This is a genomic window from Chromobacterium sp. CCUG 76385 (assembly GCF_059916625.1).
Map to the genome: position 1 here is coordinate 50,817 of NZ_JAUCGU010000011.1, position 18,732 is coordinate 69,548.

20 protein-coding genes are annotated in these 18,732 nt (G+C 64.3%); 6 read left to right on the plus strand and 14 right to left on the minus strand.

All coding sequences use genetic code 11. The features are described 5' to 3' along the window. Positions 1-30: 30 nt before the first annotated feature. The 9 genes from QUG01_RS09625 to purM form a co-directional block, all read right to left on the minus strand. Positions 31-669 (minus strand): hypothetical protein, encoded by a 639-nt coding sequence (locus QUG01_RS09625; RefSeq protein ID WP_500829938.1) that lies wholly within the window; start codon positions 667-669, stop codon positions 31-33. Positions 670-745: 76 nt separating this feature from the next. Further along, on the minus strand, positions 746-1,378 hold the full coding sequence (gene upp / locus QUG01_RS09630; RefSeq protein ID WP_103320837.1) for a uracil phosphoribosyltransferase: 633 nt from the start codon (positions 1,376-1,378) through the stop codon (positions 746-748). A gap of 118 nt (positions 1,379-1,496) precedes the next feature. After that, positions 1,497-2,282 (minus strand): EAL domain-containing protein, encoded by a 786-nt coding sequence (locus QUG01_RS09635; protein WP_500829939.1) that lies wholly within the window; start codon positions 2,280-2,282, stop codon positions 1,497-1,499. A 164-nt stretch (positions 2,283-2,446) separates the two neighbouring features. Further along, positions 2,447-2,758, minus strand: a complete 312-nt coding sequence (gene grxD / locus QUG01_RS09640) for a Grx4 family monothiol glutaredoxin (RefSeq protein ID WP_500829940.1) — start codon at positions 2,756-2,758, stop codon at positions 2,447-2,449. 68 nt (positions 2,759-2,826) lie between these two features. Beyond that, entirely contained in the window at positions 2,827-4,248 is a 1,422-nt protein-coding gene (locus QUG01_RS09645) for a chloride channel protein (protein ID WP_500829941.1), read from the minus strand. An 84-nt stretch (positions 4,249-4,332) separates the two neighbouring features. Then, entirely contained in the window at positions 4,333-5,592 is a 1,260-nt protein-coding gene (locus QUG01_RS09650) for an RsmB/NOP family class I SAM-dependent RNA methyltransferase (RefSeq protein WP_500829988.1), read from the minus strand. Then, positions 5,588-6,739, minus strand: a complete 1,152-nt coding sequence (locus QUG01_RS09655; protein WP_500829942.1) for a DUF3108 domain-containing protein — start codon at positions 6,737-6,739, stop codon at positions 5,588-5,590. The genes QUG01_RS09650 and QUG01_RS09655 overlap by 5 nt, the downstream gene beginning before the upstream one ends. Further along, on the minus strand, positions 6,740-7,381 hold the full coding sequence (gene purN / locus QUG01_RS09660; protein ID WP_500829943.1) for a phosphoribosylglycinamide formyltransferase: 642 nt from the start codon (positions 7,379-7,381) through the stop codon (positions 6,740-6,742). Positions 7,382-7,475: 94 nt separating this feature from the next. Then, positions 7,476-8,513 (minus strand): phosphoribosylformylglycinamidine cyclo-ligase, encoded by a 1,038-nt coding sequence (purM, locus tag QUG01_RS09665; RefSeq protein ID WP_500829944.1) that lies wholly within the window; start codon positions 8,511-8,513, stop codon positions 7,476-7,478. Between the two features lie 238 nt (positions 8,514-8,751). On the opposite strand from purM, the gene hda reads away from it, so the two are divergent. From hda to QUG01_RS09690, 5 genes are all read left to right on the plus strand, one after another. Continuing rightward, on the plus strand, positions 8,752-9,426 hold the full coding sequence (gene hda, locus QUG01_RS09670; RefSeq protein ID WP_103320829.1) for a DnaA regulatory inactivator Hda: 675 nt from the start codon (positions 8,752-8,754) through the stop codon (positions 9,424-9,426). Beyond that, positions 9,423-10,112, plus strand: coding sequence for a histidinol-phosphatase (locus QUG01_RS09675; RefSeq protein WP_500829945.1), 690 nt, complete (start codon positions 9,423-9,425; stop codon positions 10,110-10,112). Before hda ends, QUG01_RS09675 begins: the two co-directional genes overlap by 4 nt. A 170-nt stretch (positions 10,113-10,282) precedes the next feature. Beyond that, complete coding sequence (locus tag QUG01_RS09680; RefSeq protein ID WP_500829989.1) at positions 10,283-11,170, plus strand: ATP-binding protein; 888 nt, start codon at positions 10,283-10,285, stop codon at positions 11,168-11,170. A gap of 78 nt (positions 11,171-11,248) precedes the next feature. After that, positions 11,249-12,181, plus strand: a complete 933-nt coding sequence (locus QUG01_RS09685) for a Nudix family hydrolase (protein ID WP_500829946.1) — start codon at positions 11,249-11,251, stop codon at positions 12,179-12,181. Continuing rightward, on the plus strand, positions 12,178-12,612 hold the full coding sequence (locus QUG01_RS09690; protein WP_500829947.1) for a hypothetical protein: 435 nt from the start codon (positions 12,178-12,180) through the stop codon (positions 12,610-12,612). The genes QUG01_RS09685 and QUG01_RS09690 overlap by 4 nt, the downstream gene beginning before the upstream one ends. 122 nt (positions 12,613-12,734) lie before the next feature. On the opposite strand, the gene QUG01_RS09695 is transcribed toward QUG01_RS09690, so the two are convergent. The 5 genes from QUG01_RS09695 to apbC all read right to left on the minus strand — a co-directional run bounded on the left by QUG01_RS09695 (position 12,735) and on the right by apbC (position 17,093). Continuing rightward, complete coding sequence (locus tag QUG01_RS09695; protein ID WP_199153172.1) at positions 12,735-13,970, minus strand: dicarboxylate/amino acid:cation symporter; 1,236 nt, start codon at positions 13,968-13,970, stop codon at positions 12,735-12,737. 401 nt (positions 13,971-14,371) lie between these two features. Continuing rightward, positions 14,372-14,650 carry a barstar family protein gene (locus QUG01_RS09700; RefSeq protein WP_233163873.1) on the minus strand — a complete coding sequence of 93 codons (279 nt, stop codon included), beginning with the start codon at positions 14,648-14,650 and terminating at the stop codon, positions 14,372-14,374. Continuing rightward, complete coding sequence (locus QUG01_RS09705; protein WP_500829948.1) at positions 14,641-15,084, minus strand: ribonuclease domain-containing protein; 444 nt, start codon at positions 15,082-15,084, stop codon at positions 14,641-14,643. Before QUG01_RS09705 ends, QUG01_RS09700 begins: the two co-directional genes overlap by 10 nt. A 69-nt stretch (positions 15,085-15,153) precedes the next feature. Beyond that, on the minus strand, positions 15,154-15,933 hold the full coding sequence (gene murI / locus QUG01_RS09710; protein ID WP_500829949.1) for a glutamate racemase: 780 nt from the start codon (positions 15,931-15,933) through the stop codon (positions 15,154-15,156). An 8-nt stretch (positions 15,934-15,941) separates the two neighbouring features. Beyond that, complete coding sequence (apbC, locus tag QUG01_RS09715; protein ID WP_500829950.1) at positions 15,942-17,093, minus strand: iron-sulfur cluster carrier protein ApbC; 1,152 nt, start codon at positions 17,091-17,093, stop codon at positions 15,942-15,944. 266 nt (positions 17,094-17,359) lie between these two features. Between apbC and QUG01_RS09720 the strand changes: the two genes are divergently transcribed. Further along, positions 17,360-18,619 carry an MFS transporter gene (locus tag QUG01_RS09720; protein WP_500829951.1) on the plus strand — a complete coding sequence of 420 codons (1,260 nt, stop codon included), beginning with the start codon at positions 17,360-17,362 and terminating at the stop codon, positions 18,617-18,619. The last annotated feature ends 113 nt before the right edge of the window (positions 18,620-18,732 follow it).

An 18,732-nucleotide genomic window follows, 5' to 3' on the forward strand; every position in this document is an offset into this window, starting at 1 on the left:
CCTTATTGTCGTTTTGTGATTTTGAAACGCTCAGACGGTGCAATACATCACCGCCTGCGCCAGGGTGTTGTCCACGTCGGCGGCCACCGAGCTGTGGCGGCGGAAGTCCAGCACCATCTGCCGCACCGCCTCGTAGCATTCATGGTTCGGCCTGGACTGGTAATGGATGTCCGCGCCCAGCCGCGCCGCCACTTTCTTGATGGTGGTCGGCTTGACGCAGACGTGGCGTTGCGGATCGAAGCAGGCCAGGAAACAGCTGACGATGGGCCATTTGGCGGCGTTGGCTTTCGGGTCCATCCGCGCCATCGCCAGCGTGTCGACATAGGTTTCAAAGCTGGCCGGACCGAAGTCGTGCAGCACATCGCGCAGCGCCTGCACAAAGGGCAGGTTCAAGTCGCGCTGGTCCATGTAGTTGCGGAAGGCGATCTTCTCGAAAGTGCTGACGGTGGTGGCCAGCGAGATGATCTGGCGGCAGGCCTGGGTGGCGTCGGCCAGTTTGCCGCTGGCCAGCGCGGCGTCCAGCTTGTCGCGGGTCAGCTCGCGCTGGCATAGCGCTTCGGCCTTGGCGTAGCTTTTATGTTTGCGCGCCAGGGCGATCCAGTCCGGGTCCTGGAAACCGCCTGGAAAGCGGACGAGGAAGTCGGCGTCGATTGCGGCGTAGCGATCCATGGTCTTCATCCTTGCAGGCTTGCAAAAAAGCCGCCGGCTGCGGAGGCAACGGGCGGCTTGGGACATGGCATGGCGATCAGGCTTGCTTGGTGCCGAAGATCTTGTCGCCGGCGTCGCCCAGGCCCGGAATGATGTAGCCGTGCTCGTTCAGGTGGCTGTCGAGCGAAGCGGCGTAGATCTGCACGTCGGGATGCGCGTCGTTGACGGTCTTGACGCCTTCCGGCGCGGCCACCATCACCACGGCCTTGATGTGCTTGCAGCCATTGCGCTTCAAGAGGTCGATGGTGGCGACCAGCGAGCCGCCGGTGGCCAGCATCGGGTCGATGATCAGCGCGATGCGCTCGTCCAGATTGCCGACGAATTTCTCGAAGTAGGACACCGGCTCCAGCGTTTCTTCATTGCGGGCCAGACCCACCACGCTGATCTTGGCCGACGGCACCAGGTCCAACACGCCGTCCAGCATGCCGATGCCGGCGCGCAGAATCGGCACCACGGTGACTTTCTTGCCCTTGATCTGCTTGACGTCTATCTTGCCGCACCAGCCGTCTATGGTGACGCTTTCCAGTTCGAAATCGCGGGTGGCTTCATAGGCGAGCAGCCGCGCCAGTTCCTGGGTCAGCTGGCGGAACTTCATGGTGCTGGTGTCGGCTTCGCGCAGCAGGCCCAGCTTGTGCTGAACCAGCGGATGATCAACGATGGTGATATTCAATTTCGGCTCCCTACCTTGGCAAAAAGCTGCTTGCCGCTAACGGCAAACAGCTTTCGGAATATATGACAGCGGCAGCCGCAGGGCTGCCGTGGGGGTATGGGTGCGTATTGTAGCGCGCCTAGCCGCTCGAAATCCACTCGGAAAATTCGGAAGGCGACATCGGCGCAGCAAACAGATAGCCCTGCGCCGCGTCGCAACCGAGCGCAGCCAGCGCCGCGCACTCGCTCTCGTTCTCCACGCCTATGGCGACCACGGCGGCGTCGCGGCGGCGGGCCTGGCTCACGATGGCGGACAGCGCCGAGCGCGCTTGGCGATGGCTCGCCAGGTTTTGCGCGCAGCCGCGCGCCAGTTTCAGCACGCTGGCTGCGGGCGGCAGCCAGCCGTCGTCGGCGCTGAAATCATCGGCCGCCACGCCGAAGCCCGCCGCGCGCAGCGCCGGCAGCATGAGCTCCGCCGCGGCCTGGTGGCTGCGCAGCATGCGGCAGTTGAACTCCAGAATCAGGCAGGAGGCCGGCAAGTTCAGAATGCGCAATTGTTGCAGCAGGCGCGAGGGCAGATCCGGATCGAGCAGCGATTCCGCGCCCAGATTGACCGAGACGGGCAGGTCGAATCCCTGGCGGCGCCAGTCCAGACAGGAATACAGCGATTTTTCCAGCATCAGTTCAGTCAATTGGCGCAGCATGCCGCGCGCTTCCAGCGCCGGGACGAAGCTGGCCGGCGGCAGGATGCCGAGCGCCGGGTGGCGCCAGCGGGCCAGCGCCTCCGCCGCGACGACGCGGCGGCTGGGCAGTTCGACTATCGCTTGGAACCAGGGCAGTAGTTGATCGTTGGCCAGCGCGCGCCAGATGTCTTCTAGCGATGGGGTTTGCGCGGGCTGCCGCTCCAGGGCTGGCGTGCAATTCATGGTGGGGTGGTCGCGGCGGTCCGCGTTGTCATGTGTTGGTAAATATCGGGATATTCTAAGGTAGCCGTCTGCTGGCGGAAATGGCCATTCAGCCAGGGCAAAAAACTTGCCATAAATAACAAAACCCGGCAGGCGCCGGGTTGTCGTCTGGATCGAAAAGCGAATTACAGGTCTTTCAGCAATTCCTGCAGCTCGCCGTTCTGGTACATCTCGTACATGATGTCCGAACCGCCGATGAATTCGCCTTTGACGTACAGCTGCGGGATGGTCGGCCAGTTGGAGTAGTCCTTGATGCCCTGGCGGATGTCCGGGTCGCGCAGCACGTCCACGGTCAGGAAGTTGTCCACGCCACAGGCTTTCAGGATATGCACCGCGCGCGAGGAGAAGCCGCACTGCGGAAACTGGGCGGAGCCCTTCATGAACAGCACCACCGGGTTGTCGGTGACGGTCTGCTGGATATCTTGTTGAATCGACATGTTTTGCAATCCTTGCTTGGGGGCGGTCAGGGGCCGCCGGAAATACCCGATCTTTTCAATCAGTTATTCTACGTGCGGGCCGGGGGCTGGTCAATTTGCCCAGCCTTGGCATGCCACTGCGGCAGGAACAACCGCACCTGGCCTTCGTACAGCGCGCGCCGCGTCAGCAGCCGCGACACCGATGCCGCCAGCAGCGCGGTGGCCATCAACGGAATCAGCATGTCGGAGCTGTCGGTCATTTCCATCACGATGACGAAGCCGGTCATCGGCGCCCGCGTCATGCCGGCGAAGAAGCCCACCATGCCCAGCAGCACCACCATGGCCTGCGGCAAGAAGGGCAGCAGTTGGGACATATTCAGGCCGAAGCCGGCACCGACGGCCAGCGACGGCGCGAACATGCCGCCGGGCACCGCGCTGATATGGCTGATGAACATGGAGATCAGCTTCAGGATGCCATAGTCCTGCAGCCCGGCGCCGTGGCCTTCGATGATGTCGCGGGCGCGGAAGTAGCCGGTGCCGAAGGTGCTGCCGTGGCTGGCGATGCCGATGACGGCCAGCGCCAGGCCGCAGCCGGCGGCGAACAGGATCGGTTGCTTGGCGCGCCAGCCATGCAAGGGCCCGGGCAGACGCTGAGACAGCGCCAGCAGCACGCGACAGGCCAGGCCGCCGATGATGCCGCCCAGCACGCCGCATAAGGGCACCGCCAACCAGGCCTGCTTGCTCTCCATCGCCACGTGAACGATGCCGAAATAGCTGTAATTGCCGTTGATGGCGAAGGTGGTGAGACCGGCGACGATCACCGACAGCAGGATGGTGGAGCCGGCGCGCATGTCGAAAATGCGGCCCATCTCCTCGATGGCGAACATGATGCCGGCCAGCGGCGCGTTGAAGGCGGCCGCCACGCCGGCGGCGGCGCCAGCCAGGATGAAGCTGCGCGCGGCGCCTTCATGGCGCTGCGCCGCCTTGCGGTTCAAGGAATACTTGATCGCCGCGCCCACCTGGACGATGGGGCCTTCGTAGCCGAATGTCGCGCCGGAGCTGATGCCCAGCAAGGTCAGCACCACTTTGCCGAAGGCCGCGCGCAGCGTGAAGCAGTATTCGCGCAATTTTTCCATGCCCGGCTCCAGCGCCGCGATGGATTGCGGGATGCCGCCGCCGGCCGAACCGGGAAAGAAGCGATGCATGACCCAGATCGCCAGCGCCAGCCCGGCCGGGGTGATCAGCAGGCTCCAATACGGCGAGGCGTCGTAAGCTTTGAAGAACAGATCGTGGGACAGGTGGCTGCCGAGGGCGAACACATAGGCCACCAGGCCGATCAGGATGGCCGCGATCCACACCGGCACCTGGCGCCGCCACTGCGCGGCGGACAGGTAAAGATAACGCAGACGACGCTGCATCTGCTGTCGTTTGGTGCGGCGTGGAAGATAATCCTGCATCGGATGGCGGCTCCAGGCATAAAACAAACCCGGCGGCTGCCGGGTTTTAATCATAAACTGCTAATATACTCCTAAGCGGCCGCGCTTGCGAGCTTGTTTTCTCGCGCCAAAGCCGAGCCAACTACCCGCATGGCGGCGTCAAGCCTGGGTCGGCGCGCGCTGCAGTACGGCGGCGAAGAAGCCGTCGGTGTTATGCAAATGCGGTTTCAGCTCCAGATAGTCGCCGCATTGCAGCGGGATTTTCTGTTCCGCCAGCACATCATCCATCTTCACCAAGCTGAAATCCGGATGCTCGGCCAGGAAGGCTTCGACGATGCGCTGGTTTTCCTGCGGCAGCAGGCTGCAGGTGGCGTAGACCAGGCGGCCGCCTTCCTTCACCAGCCGCGAGGCGGAGGCGAGGATGGACGCCTGCTTGGCGTTCAGCTCGGCCACGCTGTCCGGGCTTTGGCGGAATTTCAGGTCCGGATTGCGGCGCAAGGTCCCGAGGCCGGAGCAGGGCGCGTCCACCAGCACGCGGTCGGCTTTGCCGGCCAGCCGCTTCACCTTGGCGTCGTTTTCGTGCGCCAGCAGTTGCGGATGCACGTTGGACAGGCCGGAGCGAGCCTGGCGCGGCTTGAAGTTGGCAAGGCGCTTTTCAGATACATCAAACGCATACAGGCGGCCGCTGGATGACATCTGTGCGCCCAGGAGCAGCGTTTTGCCGCCGGCGCCGGCGCAGAAGTCCACCACCATCTCGCCGCGGCGGGCGCCGGTGATCAGGCCCAGGAGCTGGCTGCCTTCGTCCTGCACTTCAAACGCGCCGGCCTTGAACAGCTCGTGCTTGGACAGCGCCGGCTTGTCTTTCAGGCGGATGCCAAGCGGCGAGTACGGCGTGGCTTCGCAGTGGATGCCTTCGGCGTTGAGGCGGTTCAGCAGTTCCTCGCGTTTCATTTTCAGCGTGTTGACGCGCAAGTCCAGTGGCGCCATGGACATCAGGCCCTGGCCCAAGGCTTCCACAGCCGCCGGTTCCTGCTCGCCCAGGCGTTCGATCAACCATTGCGGCAGTTCGGCGCGGATTTCCAAGCTGTCTTCCAGCGTCTTGCCCTTGACCGTGCCCAGCCATTCGCGCTCGCCGGCGCTGGTGGCTTCGGACAACTCCTTGACGTTCAGCTTGTTGAACTTCATCAGGGCCACCAGCGCCAGGCGGCGCGGCGTGGCTTTGTCCGGCGCGATCAGCGCGCGCAGCTGGATCAGTCGGCGCAAGGCGCCGAAGGCCGTTTCGGCGATCAGATGGCGGTCGGCGCTGCCCAGCTTGTTGTGCTCGCGGAAGTACGCGGACAGCACGGCGTCCGCCGGGCGGTCGAAGCGGGTCATCTGGCCGATGACGGTTTCCAGGTGTTTCAGTTGACTATGGCTAATGTGCATTCTTGTTCCGTATCGTCGGTTGCGGCGGCAGTTCCCACTGCCGCTTGCCGTTCACTTCTATGCGGATCGCTTTAAGCTCGATCCGTTTGTCTTTGTCGGCGCGCAGGATGCGCACCGGCAGATTGGCGAAATCCGGCGCCAGCCAGAACTCGGTGACGTCGCCGTCACCCTCCGCCCTGAACACGATGACGCGCATCTTGCCGTCGCCAGTGTCGTAATCGAAGGCGCCGGCAGGCGCCATCGGATATTCGTAAACCTTTTTGGCCGTGGTGATCTGAATGGGCGCGCGGCCCAGATCACCGCCCTTCAGCGCCAGCTGGAAGGCCAGGCTGAACGCGTCCTGCGCGCCGTTTTTCAGCGCCAGCTGCTTGCCCGCGCTGTCGCCGTAGCGCAGCAGCCCGGCATCGTAGTCAAAGCGGGCGCTGTCCTTCAGCTGCCCGCCGCGGAAAGCCTGCAGGGTGTCCGGCCGCAGGCCGTGGCTGTCTATCTGCCCCTGTGAAAGATAGCGCAGCTTGGGGCCGATGAAAGGATTGACTGAGATGTCCAGCTGGTAGCGGCCATCTCCCTGCAGCCATTCCAGATCGCCAAAGCCGACCATTGCCTGGCCCCAGAAGCCTTGGTAGCGAATCCGCGCCGCTACCGGGAATTTGCGCATCGCGGTATCGGGATGGATGAAGCCGGCGGTGGGCGAGGTGTCGGACTGCGCCACGCGCGCCGGCTGGCTGGCCGGCTCGCTCGCCGCCTGGTGGCGGATGGGATGCTCGGCGGGCGGCCGTTCGGCAACCGGCTCCGAGCTGGCTTGCGCGGCCAGGGTTTCCTGGGCCGGCGCGGAGGCATCCATCGCGGTTTCCTCGGCCGCTTGCGAGGCCTGGGGTTTCTTGCGCCGCTTCGGCGCGGGTTTCTCTGCCGGCTTGGGCGGCGTCTTCGCCGCCGCGGGACGCAGTTGGACGCCGGCATGGCTCGGTTTCAGCGGCGCCGGCGTGTCCAGCTGCATCGCCTGCATCTTGATGTCTATTTTTTCCAGCTTCGGCGTTTCTTCCGGCTGCAGACTGAGCGCGGGCAGCAAGTCCGAGCCTAGCAGCATCAGATGCAGCAGCAGGGACAGGACCAGAGCGAACAGCAGCAGGCGGAAACGAGTCATTTAGACCTTGGCATTGGGTGCGGGCGATAGCAGGCTGGCGGCGGCGCTCGGGCCGCTGGCCACCTTGCCGCCCTCGATGGCGATGTCGCCGGCGACGAAGCGGCGCACCGCTTCCGGGTACAGCTGGTGCTCCAGCTTCAGCACGCGGGCGGCCAGGCTGTCCGGGGTGTCGTCGTCCAGCACGTTGACGACGCCCTGCGACACGATGGGGCCGTGGTCCAGCTCGGCAGTGACGAAGTGTACCGTGCATCCGGCCAGTTTGCAGCCCATTTCCAGCGCGCGCTCATGGGTGTGCAGGCCGGGAAAGGCCGGCAGCAGCGAGGGATGGATGTTCAGCATGCGGCCTTCGTAGCGGCGGGTGAAGCCTGCGGTCAGGATGCGCATGAAGCCTGCCAGCACCACCAGATCGGGCGCGTGGACGTCGATGGCTTCGGCCAGCGCGGCGTCGAAGGCCTCGCGGCTGGGGTAGGCTTTGTGGTCCAGCGCCACGGCGGCGATGCCGCGTTCGGCGGCCCAGGCCAGGCCGGCCGCGTCCGGGCGGTTGGCGATCACCGCCGCCACGCGGGCGCCGGGAATGGCGGCGTTGACGATGGCCTGCATATTGGAGCCGCGGCCGGAAATCAGGATGACGATGTTTTTCATATGCCGTTGGGTATCGGTGTTCGGTTGGGCATCCGCCAAATGACAAGCGCCGCCGGCGGGGCCAGCGGCGCGTTAAGCGTGCTGCGGCTTAGCCTTAGGCGATCTGGGTCTGGTGCTCGTCGCCGACGCGGGTGCGCACCTGGCCGATGCGGTACACGGTTTCGCCGGCCTCGCGCAGCAGCGCGGCGGCCTGTTCGGCGTGCTGCGGCGCCACTACCACCACCATGCCGATGCCGCAGTTGAAGGTGCGGTACATCTCCTGGATGTCCACATTGCCTTCGCGCTGCAGCCACTGGAACAGCTTGGGCAACGGCCAGCTGGCGGCGTCGATCTGCGCCACGGTGTTGTCCGGCAGCACGCGCGGGGTGTTCTCGGTGATGCCGCCGCCGGTGATGTGGGCCATGCCCTTGACCGGCAGCGCCTCCATCAGCTTGAGCAGCGGCTTGACGTAGATGCGGGTCGGGGCGATGACGGCGTCGCGCAGCGTCTTGCCGTCTTCGAACGGCGCGTCGAGATCCGGCTGCGCGCGGTCGATGATCTTGCGCACCAGGCTGTAGCCGTTGGAGTGCACGCCGTTGGAGGCCAGTCCCAGCACCACGTCGCCGGGCGCGATGTCGCGGCCGGAAATCACCTTGCTCTTTTCCACCACGCCGACGGCGAAACCGGCCAGGTCGTATTCGCCGGCCGGGTACATGCCCGGCATTTCGGCGGTTTCGCCGCCGGTCAGCGCGCAGCCGGCCTGTTCGCAACCGGCGGCGATGCCTTTGATCACCTCGGTGGCCTGCGCCACGTCCAGCTTGCCGCAGGCGAAATAGTCCAGGAAGAACAGCGGCTCGGCGCCCTGCACCAGGATGTCGTTGACGCTCATGGCGACCAGGTCGATGCCCACGGTGTCGTGGCGGTTCCAGTCGAACGCCAGTTTGAGCTTGGTGCCGACGCCGTCAGTGCCGGAAACCAGCACCGGCTCTTTATACTTCTTGGAGATTTCCACCAGTGCGCCGAAACCGCCGATGCCGCCGAGTACCTCCGGGCGCATGGTGCGCTTGGCAAAAGGCTTGATGTTTTCGACCAGCGCGTCGCCTGCGTCGATGTCAACGCCGGCATCACGGTAACTGAGGGACGTGGTATTCAAGATAATCTCGCTTTCTGCAAACTTGAAATATTTTTACATCAAGCTTTCGCCGGTGCGAAAGCACTGTATTTTAACTGAAAATTGGCAAAAAGGCTGGCAAACAGACAGCAATATGGACGGATTCGCCGGATTTGAATTTGTCATGAATTTTGCCGGATAAAATGGCGGTTCCACCGATGGGCCGTATCGTCGTAAAATCGACCTTATTGATGTCAGCACGCAACGCCGCACCGTAAACTTGGACCAGCTCGTACTCGATCTCACGCCTACGCCGCTGCCGGCCTTCGACAATTTCCTGGCCGAGCGCAACCGCGAGGTGATCACCGCCCTGACCGCCACCGAAGGCGAACGCTTCATCTATTTATGGGGCGAGCCCGGTTGCGGCAAAACGCATCTGTTGCAGGCCTGGATTGCCCACGCCGAGCGGCTGGGGCGAGCCGCCATCTATCTGGACGGCAAGGGCGACCATCTGCCGGACTTCGCGCGCGAGGCCAGCTTCATCGCCGTGGACCATGTGGAAGATCTGGCGCCGGACGACCAGATCATGCTGTTCTCCTTCTACAACTCCTTGAAGGAGGGCGGCGAGGGCCGGCTGCTGATGGCCGGGCGCAAGCCGCCGCTGGCGCTGTCGGTGCGCGACGATCTGCGCACCCGCCTCGGCTGGGGCCTGGTGCTGGAAGTGAAGGCCTTGTCCGACGACGACAAGCTGGCCGCCCTGCGCAGCCACGCCGCCAACCGGCAGCTGTCGATTCCGGACGACGTCTACCGTTATCTGCTTACCCATTGGCGGCGCGACCTGACCAGCCTGATCGCGATGATAGACATGCTGGACCGCTACTCGCTGGCGCTGCGGCGTCCGATCACCGTGCCGTTGGTGAAAAACGTTTTGCAAACCGCTACCCCGGAATCATGACCACTTCCACCGCCAAACGCAGGCTTGCCCTGTTCGACCTCGACCACACCCTGATCGCCGGAGACTCCGACTTCGAATGGCCGCGCTTCCTGATCAAGCGCGGCATTCTGGACGCCGCCGAGTACGACGAGCGCAACAGCTATTTCTACCGCCAATACCAGAACGGCACGCTGGACATGAACGAGTATCTGGCGTTCATCCTGGCGCCGCTGACTCGTTTTTCGCGGCCGCAGCTGGACGAGCTGCACGCCGACTATCTAGAAAACCACATCAAGCCGCTGATCCCGAACAAGGCGCGCGAGCGCCTGGCCGCCCACCGCGCCGAGGGCGACCAGATCGTCATCATCACCGCCACCAACCGCTTCATCACCGGCCCGATCGCGCGCGAATTGGGCGTGGAGCACCTGATCGCTATCGAGCTGGAAGAAGACGCGGCCGGCAACTTCACCGGCCGGCCGACCGGCGTGCTGAGCTTCAAGGAAGGCAAGATCACCCGCATCGAGCAGTGGCTGGCCGAGCGCGGCGAGGGCTGGGACAGCTATGGCGAAAGCTTTTTCTACAGCGACTCGCACAATGACCTGCCGCTGATGAAGCTGGTGGACCACCCGGTGGCGGTGGACGCCGACGACAAGCTCAAGGCCTATGCCGAAGCGCATGGCTGGCCGGTGATCTCTTTACGCGATTGATTTGGGCGCGGCGGACAAAGCGCCCGATGCGGCGTTTTGCCGCCTTGCCGTACGATGTGTACTGTCTTCGGCGGCGCGCCTTGCCTCGAACGCCTTGTCCGCCGCTTAGGATCTGCATGATAGCCTGTGTTTTGCCGCAGGCTGTTTTGCTATCTGGAAAGGAAGACATGATGGACGCCCTGCAGGATTTCTTGCGCCGCGCCGAAGCGGTGCTGGCCAGGCTGGAGCCGATGCTGCCGCCGCCGCGGCGCGAGCCGGACTGGAGCGCGTGGGCCTTCCGCTGGCACCGGCAGGGGCTGGCTGGTTGGCTGGAGGCGGTGCATGAGCCGCATGCGGTGGCGCTGGACCGGCTGGCCAGCGTCGACGCGCAGCGCGAGCAGCTGCTGGCCAATACCCGCCAGTTCGTCGCTGGCTTGCCGGCCAATAATGCGCTGTTGACCGGCGCGCGCGGCACCGGCAAGTCGTCGTTGGTGAAGTCCTTGTTGCCGCTGTTCGGCAAGCAAGGCTTGCGGCTGATCGAAATCGACCGCGAGCATCTGGCCGATCTGCCGCAACTGGTGGAGCTGCTGGCTGGGCGGCCGGAACGCTTCATCCTGTATTGCGACGACCTGTCCTTCGAGCAGGGCGATGCCGGCTACAAGGCCTTGAAGAGCGCGCTGGACGGCGGCTTGGCGCGGCGTTGCGACAATCTGCTGGTGTACGCCACCTCCAACCGACGTCATCTGTTGCCGGAAGCGATGAGCGAAAACCGCGAAGGCTGGCTGAAGGATGGCGAGATCCATCCCGGCGAGGCGATAGAAGAGAAAGTCTCGCTATCCGACCGTTTCGGCCTGTGGCTGTCATTCTACCCGTTTGATCAGGACGCATATCTGGCGGCGGTCAAGTCGTGGCTTGGGCATTTCGGCCTGAAATACGGCAACAAGGCCGAACGCGCGGCCTTGCAGTGGAGCCTGACGCGAGGCAGCCGCTCCGGCCGTGTGGCCTGGCAGTTCGCTTGCCATTGGGCGGGCAGCGAGGGGCTGGCGAAGGGCGCGGCAAAAGGGAAAAGTAAGAATTGACGGGGTTTGAGCAGATGGCTGGCCGCAAAATGGCCAAGCTGCTATGTTGGCGGCCTCGGCACGTTAAAGCAGGATGGCATGAGCAATAAGATAATCGACGTGGTGGCCGGCGCGCTGATGCGGCCGGACGGCAGTTTCATGCTGGGCAGTCGCCCGGAGGGCAAGCCCTACGCCGGCTACTGGGAGTTTCCCGGCGGCAAGGTGGAGCCGGGCGAGGGGCATTTCGAGGCGTTGCGGCGGGAGTTCGCCGAGGAAATGGGCATCGAGGTCACGTCCGCCACGCCATGGCTGACCAAGATCCACCATTACGAACACGCCTCGGTCTATCTGCGTTTCTTCCGCATTTGGAGCTGGACAGGCGAGCCGCAGCCGCGCGAGGGCCAGGCCTTCGCCTGGCAGACGCCGGGACAACTGACGGTGGCGCCGATGCTGCCGGCCAATGGGCCCATCCTGAAATCGCTGCAGCTGCCGGACGCTTACGCCATCACCTGCGCGCATGAGATGGGCGTGGAGGCGCAACTGGCTGGACTTGCGGCAAAGCGCTGGGGCTGGGTGCAGGTGCGCGAGCCGCTGATGAGCCGCGATGAACTGGCTGACTTCGTCGCCCGCGCCGCCGCCATCGTCCATGGTTATGGCGGCCGGCTGGTGGTCAATGCCGATCCGGCCTGGTGCGCGGATTGGCCGGTGGACGGCGTGCATCTGAACGGCGCGCGCTTGCATGGCTTGCGCGCGAGGCCGGATTTCAGCTGGGTGGGAGCGTCGCTGCACAATCGCGACGATCTGGCCAAGGCCGGCGAGCTGGGCCTCGACTACGCCCTGCTGGGCCATGTGGCGGCTACCGCCAGCCATCCGGACCAGGCGCCGCTGGGTTGGGATGGTTTCGCCGCCTGTCTGGCGGGCGAGGTGCCGCTGCCGGTCTACGCCTTGGGCGGCCTGTCGCTGGGCGACCTGGAGGCGGCGCGAAAGCACGGCGCGCATGGCGTGGCCTTGATGCGGGGAGCGTGGCGATGACGGCCAGACAGCGCAAGCTGCTGATTCTGGGTGTGGCGCTGATTGCGTTCGGCGCCATCAAGGCTGGCCTGATTTTCTGGTATTTGAACCACAAGCCGGCGACGCAGGCGGCGCAGCGTTTATCTTGTGATCCCTCGCGCGGCAGCTGCGCCCTGCCGGACGGAGGCGGTTTGCGCTTCGACAGCGCGCCGGAACACGGCAAGCCGTTTGTGGTCAGGCTGCAGGGCGCGTCGGCGGCCACGCCGCCGACGGCGGACTTCACCATGCCGGACATGGACATGGGATTCAACCGCTATACCTTCGTCCGCGACGGCGCCGATTGGAAGGCGACGGTGACGCTGCCGATGTGCGTCAGCGGCAGCCGCGCCTGGCTGGTGGAAGTGAGGCCGGGGCAGGGCGCTTATCAGCTGCCATTCCAGGTGGTGCGTTAGGCGTCTGCCTATGCCGGCAAGCGCCGGCGCAATCCATCTTTCAGCCATAAAAAATGCCGTTCACTCCAACAAGTGAACGGCATGGCCGCCTTGGCAGCGGCGTCGCGGAGCGCAAAGCGCGCTTAGTGGCGCTTCAATTCGCCTTCCCACTTGGCGACCACGGCGGTGGCGATGGAGTTGCCCACCACGTTGGTGGCGGAGCGGCCCATGTCCAGGAAGTGGTCGATGCCCAACAGCAGCAAGAGGCCCGCTTCCGGGATGTTGAACTGCGCCAGCGTGGCGGCGATCACCACCAGCGAGGCGCGCGGCACGCCGGCCATGCCCTTGGAGGTCAGCATCAGGATCAGCAGCATGGAGATTTCCTGCGCCAGCGTCAGGTCGATGCCGTAAGCCTGGGCGATGAAGATGACCGCGAAGGTGCAGTACATCATTGAGCCGTCCAGATTGAACGAGTAGCCCATCGGCAGCACGAAGCTGGCGATCTTGTTGGACACGCCGAAGCGCTCCAGCTGTTCCAGGGTTTTCGGATACGCGGCTTCGGAGCTGGCGGTGGTGAACGACAGCAGCAGCGGCTCCTTGATCATGCCCATCAGGTGCAAGAGGCGCGGGCCGACGATCAGCACGCCGACGGCGATCAACAGCGCCCACAGGATGCCGATGGACATATAGAACTGGGCCATGAACTTGCCGTAGGTGCCGAGGATGGACAGGCCTTCCTTGGCCACGGTGGCGGCGATGGCGCCGAACACCGCCAGCGGGGCGAAGTTCATCACATAGCTGGTGACCTTCAGCATCACGTGGGCGACGACGTCGATGACGTCGATCAGCGCCTTGGCGCGATCGCCCAGCGCGGCCATCGCGCTGCCGAAGAAGACCGAGAAGATCACGATCTGCAGGATTTCGTTGTTGGCCATCGCCTCGAACACGCTCTTGGGAATGGCGTGGGTGACGAAGTCCTTCAGCGAAAGGGCGCCGGCCTTGATGCCGGAGTCGGCGTGCAGGTCCGGCAGCGGCAGGTTCAGCGCCACGCCCGGCTTCAGGATGTTCACCATGATCAGGCCCAGGGTCAGCGACACCAGCGAGGCGCCGATGAACCAGCCCATGGTTTTGCCGCCGATGCGGCCCACCGATTTGGCGTCGCCCATTTTGGCGATGCCGACCACCAGGGTGGAGATTACCAGCGGGGCGATGATCATTTTGATCAGCCGCAGGAAGATATCGGTGAGGATGGACATGCCGTCGACGAAGGATTTGATCGCGGCGGCGTCATCGCCGGCATGCTGACGGAAGAGATAGCCCACCAGGATGCCCAGCAGCATCCCGACCAGGATCAAGGCCGTGAGTTTTTTTGACTTCATTGAGTTGTTCCTGCCTGTTTGAGACGATTCAAAACGAGCGTAGCGTTTTCGTAACATGACATTCGTGTGGCGGGGTAGTTACGAATGCGCGCCGGAGGGTAGGCTTGCCAAGCCATGTTCGGCCGGGTTTTTTATTGTTTTAGCCCGGATCGTGGGGTTGACGCCTGTTTTGTCAGACAGGCGGGGCCGGCCGAAGGGAGACGATTATAGTGCGTTAGCTGGAGCTTGTCTTGGCAGGATTTCAGTAATTGCTTTTCACATTCGAATGTGGTTTGCGTTTTTAATGCCCTGGGATTTTTATGGCTTGCCATAAAATGATTTTTGGGTTTTTTGGCGTCTTTTGCGCAATAAAAAGGGCAGCGCGAGCTGCCTGTGTAGTGTGCCGACAACATCGCCGACGCTCAGTGGTGGATGTCCAGCGTAATGTCCCCCCGTTCTTCCGCCACGGTTTCCAGGATTTCCAGAATGGTGGCGTAGGTGTCGGCGCCTAGAGCCTTTTGCGCCTCGGCCGTATCGCGCCAAACCAGCTCGAACGGTCCGGCCACGTCGTTGGCCAGGCTGTCGTACAAGGCGTCCAGATTGCGGCCGAAATGGCCTGGCAGCTTCAGTTGTCGGCTGAGTTCGTCGAACAATTGATCCAGGCTGCGGATGTGATGCAGTTCGCACACGGTTAGCGGCATGGCGCCACCTCGATGAAGTTGTTGTAGTGATCGACGCTGACATAGCGCAGGCCTTGCTTGCTGAATACCAGGCGGTAGGCGCCGCGCTTGCCTCCTTTATAGTTCAGGTCGGCCTCCTGCCACTTGCCGGCTGGCAACCGCTTTTCGTAATTGCCGAAGCGGTCGCCGCCGATGGACTTGCCCTTCAGCGCCGGCACGCTCCACAGGCTGCGCCCGGGCTTCCAGCCAGCGTCTTGGGCTTGGCGCTTGGTGACGAATTTATCCGGCAGGCGGCCGTCGCGGTTCAGGCTGAGCAGGGCGTCGCTGAGTTCCGCCGTATCGAGCTTGTTGCCGCTTTGGCGATTGGCCTGGGCGGCGGCGTCGGTGCAGGACGGTTGGGCCAGCGCCGGCAGGCTGAGGGCCGCCAGCAAGAGCAATAGAGAGGTGGTTTTCACGATGATGTCCGGTGGCGAAGGAAAACGGCATGATTCTAGCCTGCTGCCTGTAGCTTGGGCAGAACTCAATCAGGCCAGCGGCACCGATTCCACCGGGAAGGGCTGGCCTATCAGCTGCGGCAGGCGCAAGGCCATTTCGCCGGCGTCCTCCGCCGTGGTGATGAAGCGGCAGTAGCCATCGGCCTGGCTGTCGAAGCCATGCTGCTGGATCAGGTCCGCCACGCGGCGTGCGATGGCCTCGGCCGGATCGTACAACCGGATCGCATCGCCGGTCACTTCGCGGATCAGCGGTTCCAGAAAAGGATAGTGGGTGCAGCCCAGGGCGATATGGTCGATGTTTTCGTCCAGCAGCGGCTCCACCACGCGGCGCACCAGCGCGCGGGTGCGCTCGCCGGACAGCTCGCCGGCTTCGACTTGCTCCACCCAGCCGTGGCCGGCGCGGCGCAGCACGTCCACGTCGCCGGCATGCGCGTCCAGCAGCGTTTTGACGCGGTCGCTGGCCAGCGTGTACTCGGTGGCCAGCACGGCGATGCGGCCGGTGCGGCTCATCGCCGCCGCCGGTTTGATCGCCGGTTCGATGCCGACGATGGGCAGCGTGAACTCCTCGCGCAGCGCGCTGATGGCGGCGGTGGTGGCGGTATTGCAGGCCACCACCAGGATGGTGGCGCCCTGGCTGATCAGGTAGCGGCCCACGGTCAGCGCGCGGTCTATGATTTCCTCGCGGCTGCGCGGGCCATACGGGCAATAGGCCTGGTCGGCCAGATAGGTGATCGGCCAGGCGGGCAGGGCGGCGCGCACCGCGCGCCATACCGACAGCCCGCCCAGGCCGGAGTCGTACATCGCAATCATATTGCCGCTCAGTTGTTCTGGATGACGATCTTGGGGAACTTGCCGGAGAAATCCTGAGCCTTTTCGCCCACCTTCACCGCCACGCGGCGCGCGATGGCGCGGTACAGCTCGGCCGGCTTGCCGTCAGGGTCGGCCGCCACGCTGGGCTTGCCTTCGTCCGCCGCCAGGCGGATGGCCAGGTCCAGCGGCAGCGAGCCCAAGAGCTCCACGCCGAAGTCCTGCGCCATTTTCGCCGCGCCGCCTTCGCCGAAGATGTGCTCGGCGTGGCCGCAGTTCGAGCAGATGTGGATGGCCATGTTTTCCACCAGGCCCAGAATCGGCACGCCCACCTTCTGGAACATGGTGACGCCCTTGCGCGCGTCCAGCAGGGCGATGTCCTGCGGCGTGGTGACGATCAGCGCGCCGGTGACCGGCACTTTTTGCGACACCGTCAGCTGGATGTCGCCGGTGCCCGGCGGCATGTCGATGACCAGATAGTCCAGATCGTCCCAGCGGGTGTCGTTGAGCAGCTGCTGCAGCGCCTGGCTGACCATCGGGCCGCGCCACACCATGGCTTGGTCCGGGTCCACCAGGTAGCCGATGGACATGGTTTGCACGCCGTGATTGGACAGCGGGATCAGTTTGCCGTCCACCGCTTCCGGCTTTTGGCCTTGCAGGCCCATCATCAACGGTTGCGACGGGCCATAGATGTCGGCGTCCAGGAGGCCGACGCGCGCGCCCTCGGCGGACAGCGCCAGCGCCAGGTTGGCCGCGGTGGTGGACTTGCCGACGCCGCCCTTGCCGGAGGCGACGGCGATCACGTTTTTCACGCCGGGCAGCAGCGGCACGCCGCGCTGGGCGGAGTGGCTGACAATCTGGCTGGAGACCGTGACTGTGACGGCACGGCCCGCGGCCAGCGGCGCCAGCGCCTGTTCAAACTGCTGGCGGACCCGGTCGAACTGGCTCTTGGCCGGGTAGCCCAGCACCACGTCCAGGCTGATTTCGGCGTCGCCGCATTGCAGGTTTTTGACATTCTTGGCCGCGATATAGCTCTTGCCGGTGTTGGCGTCGAGCAAGGGCTTCAGGGTTTCCAGGATCTGAGTTTCGAGCTGTGCCATGGTTTCGTTCTGCTTGGCCGCGTCGGCTTGGCCGCCGAATAGCCGGGTGAGTTTGGAGAACATGCTGGGTACGCGATGGATGTTTGCGCGTATTTTACGCCGGATTGCGGCGCCGTGCGCGCGGTATCGCGCCAGCGCGCCTCGTTTGTCAGGGGGCGAAACGGAAGGATGCCGCTCGGAAGCAGCTGATGTCTATCAGTTTTTTTTGATATAAACCGGCTGCTGGCGTAAAATGGCCGGTTTTCCCGGCGCGGTGCTAGCGCCTCCAAGGCTCGGCCCCGTCAGGCCGCGGGCCCTGTTCTTTGTCAAAGAAAGGCATTTCCCGCTTTATGCAGTCCAAACACGCCAAACTCACCTGGTCCAACCTGCTGTTCCCGCTGGCCCTGGTCCTGTTCGAATTCGCTGTCTACATCTGCAACGATATGGTGCAGCCCGCCATGCTGTCGGTCACCCGCGAGTTTCTGGTGGACGCCTCCTGGGCGCCGTCCTCGATGACCGCCTTCCTGGCCGGCGGCGCGCTGCTGGCCTGGCTGACCGGTCCGCTGTCCGACCGCATCGGCCGCCGTCCGGTGCTGCTGTTCGGCGTGGCTTACTTCACCGTGATGTGCCTGGCCACTTATCTGGTCAGCTCCATCGAAGCCTTCATCGCGCTGCGCCTGCTGCAGGGCATAGGCCTGTGCTTCATCAATGCCGTCGGCTATGCCTCGCTGCAGGAGTCGTTCGAGGAGACCGCCGCCGTGCGCGTGACGGCGCTGATGGCCAATGTGGCGCTGATCGCGCCGCTGGTCGGCCCGCTGGCCGGCGCGGCCCTGATCGAGCTGGCGCCGTGGCGCAGCGGCTTCCTGTTCATCGCGGCGCTGTCGCTGCTGGCTTTGCTGGGCCTGTTTTTCCGCATGCCGGAAACCGTTCAGCCCAGCCATGAAAAGCTGCCGCTGTCCCGCATGGGCCGCGACTATATGAAAGTGTTCAGCCATGGCCGCTTTGTGCTGTCCGCGCTGTGCATCCCCCTGCTGGCGCTGCCGCTGATGGGCTGGATCGCGCTGTCGCCGGTGCTGCTGGTGCGCGATCTGGGCATGAGCACGGTGGAGTACGGTCTGATGCAGATCCCGGTGTTCGGCGGCCTGATCGCCGGCAACCTGGCCTTGGCCGTGATCGCCGACCGCTGGCCGCTGGGCCGCTCCGCGCTGGTGGGCATGTGGCCCATCGTCGGCGGCCTGGCGCTGATGGCTGCCGGCGTGGCGTTCTCGTCCGTGCCGCAATATTGGATGGTGGCCGGCATGAGCCTGATGGCCTTCGGCGAGGGCATGGCCTTCGGCGTGCTGTACCGCTTTGCGCTGATGTCGTGCGACGCGGCCGGCCGCGGCACGATTTCCGCCAGCATGAGCATGCTGTCGATGGCAGGCTACGCGGTGGGCATCGAGCTGTTCCGCCAGGTTTACCAGGCGACAGGCTTGGGCGGCTATACCGCGCTGGCGCTATGCTTCTCGCTGCTTTATGTGATGCTGGGCCGCAAGATGGTCGGCGTCGCCATGGCCGAGCGCGCTGCGCCGACCGAGCCGCAGGGCGTGCTGGCCAGCCAAGGCGCCTGATCTTCATCATCGCCATGTTCGCAAGCCCGGCCGCCCAGCGTTCCGGGCTTGCGCTTTTGATGGGGTGCGTCGGCGTTGGCCGCCCGCCCGTTCTGTCTCTATAATCGATCGCT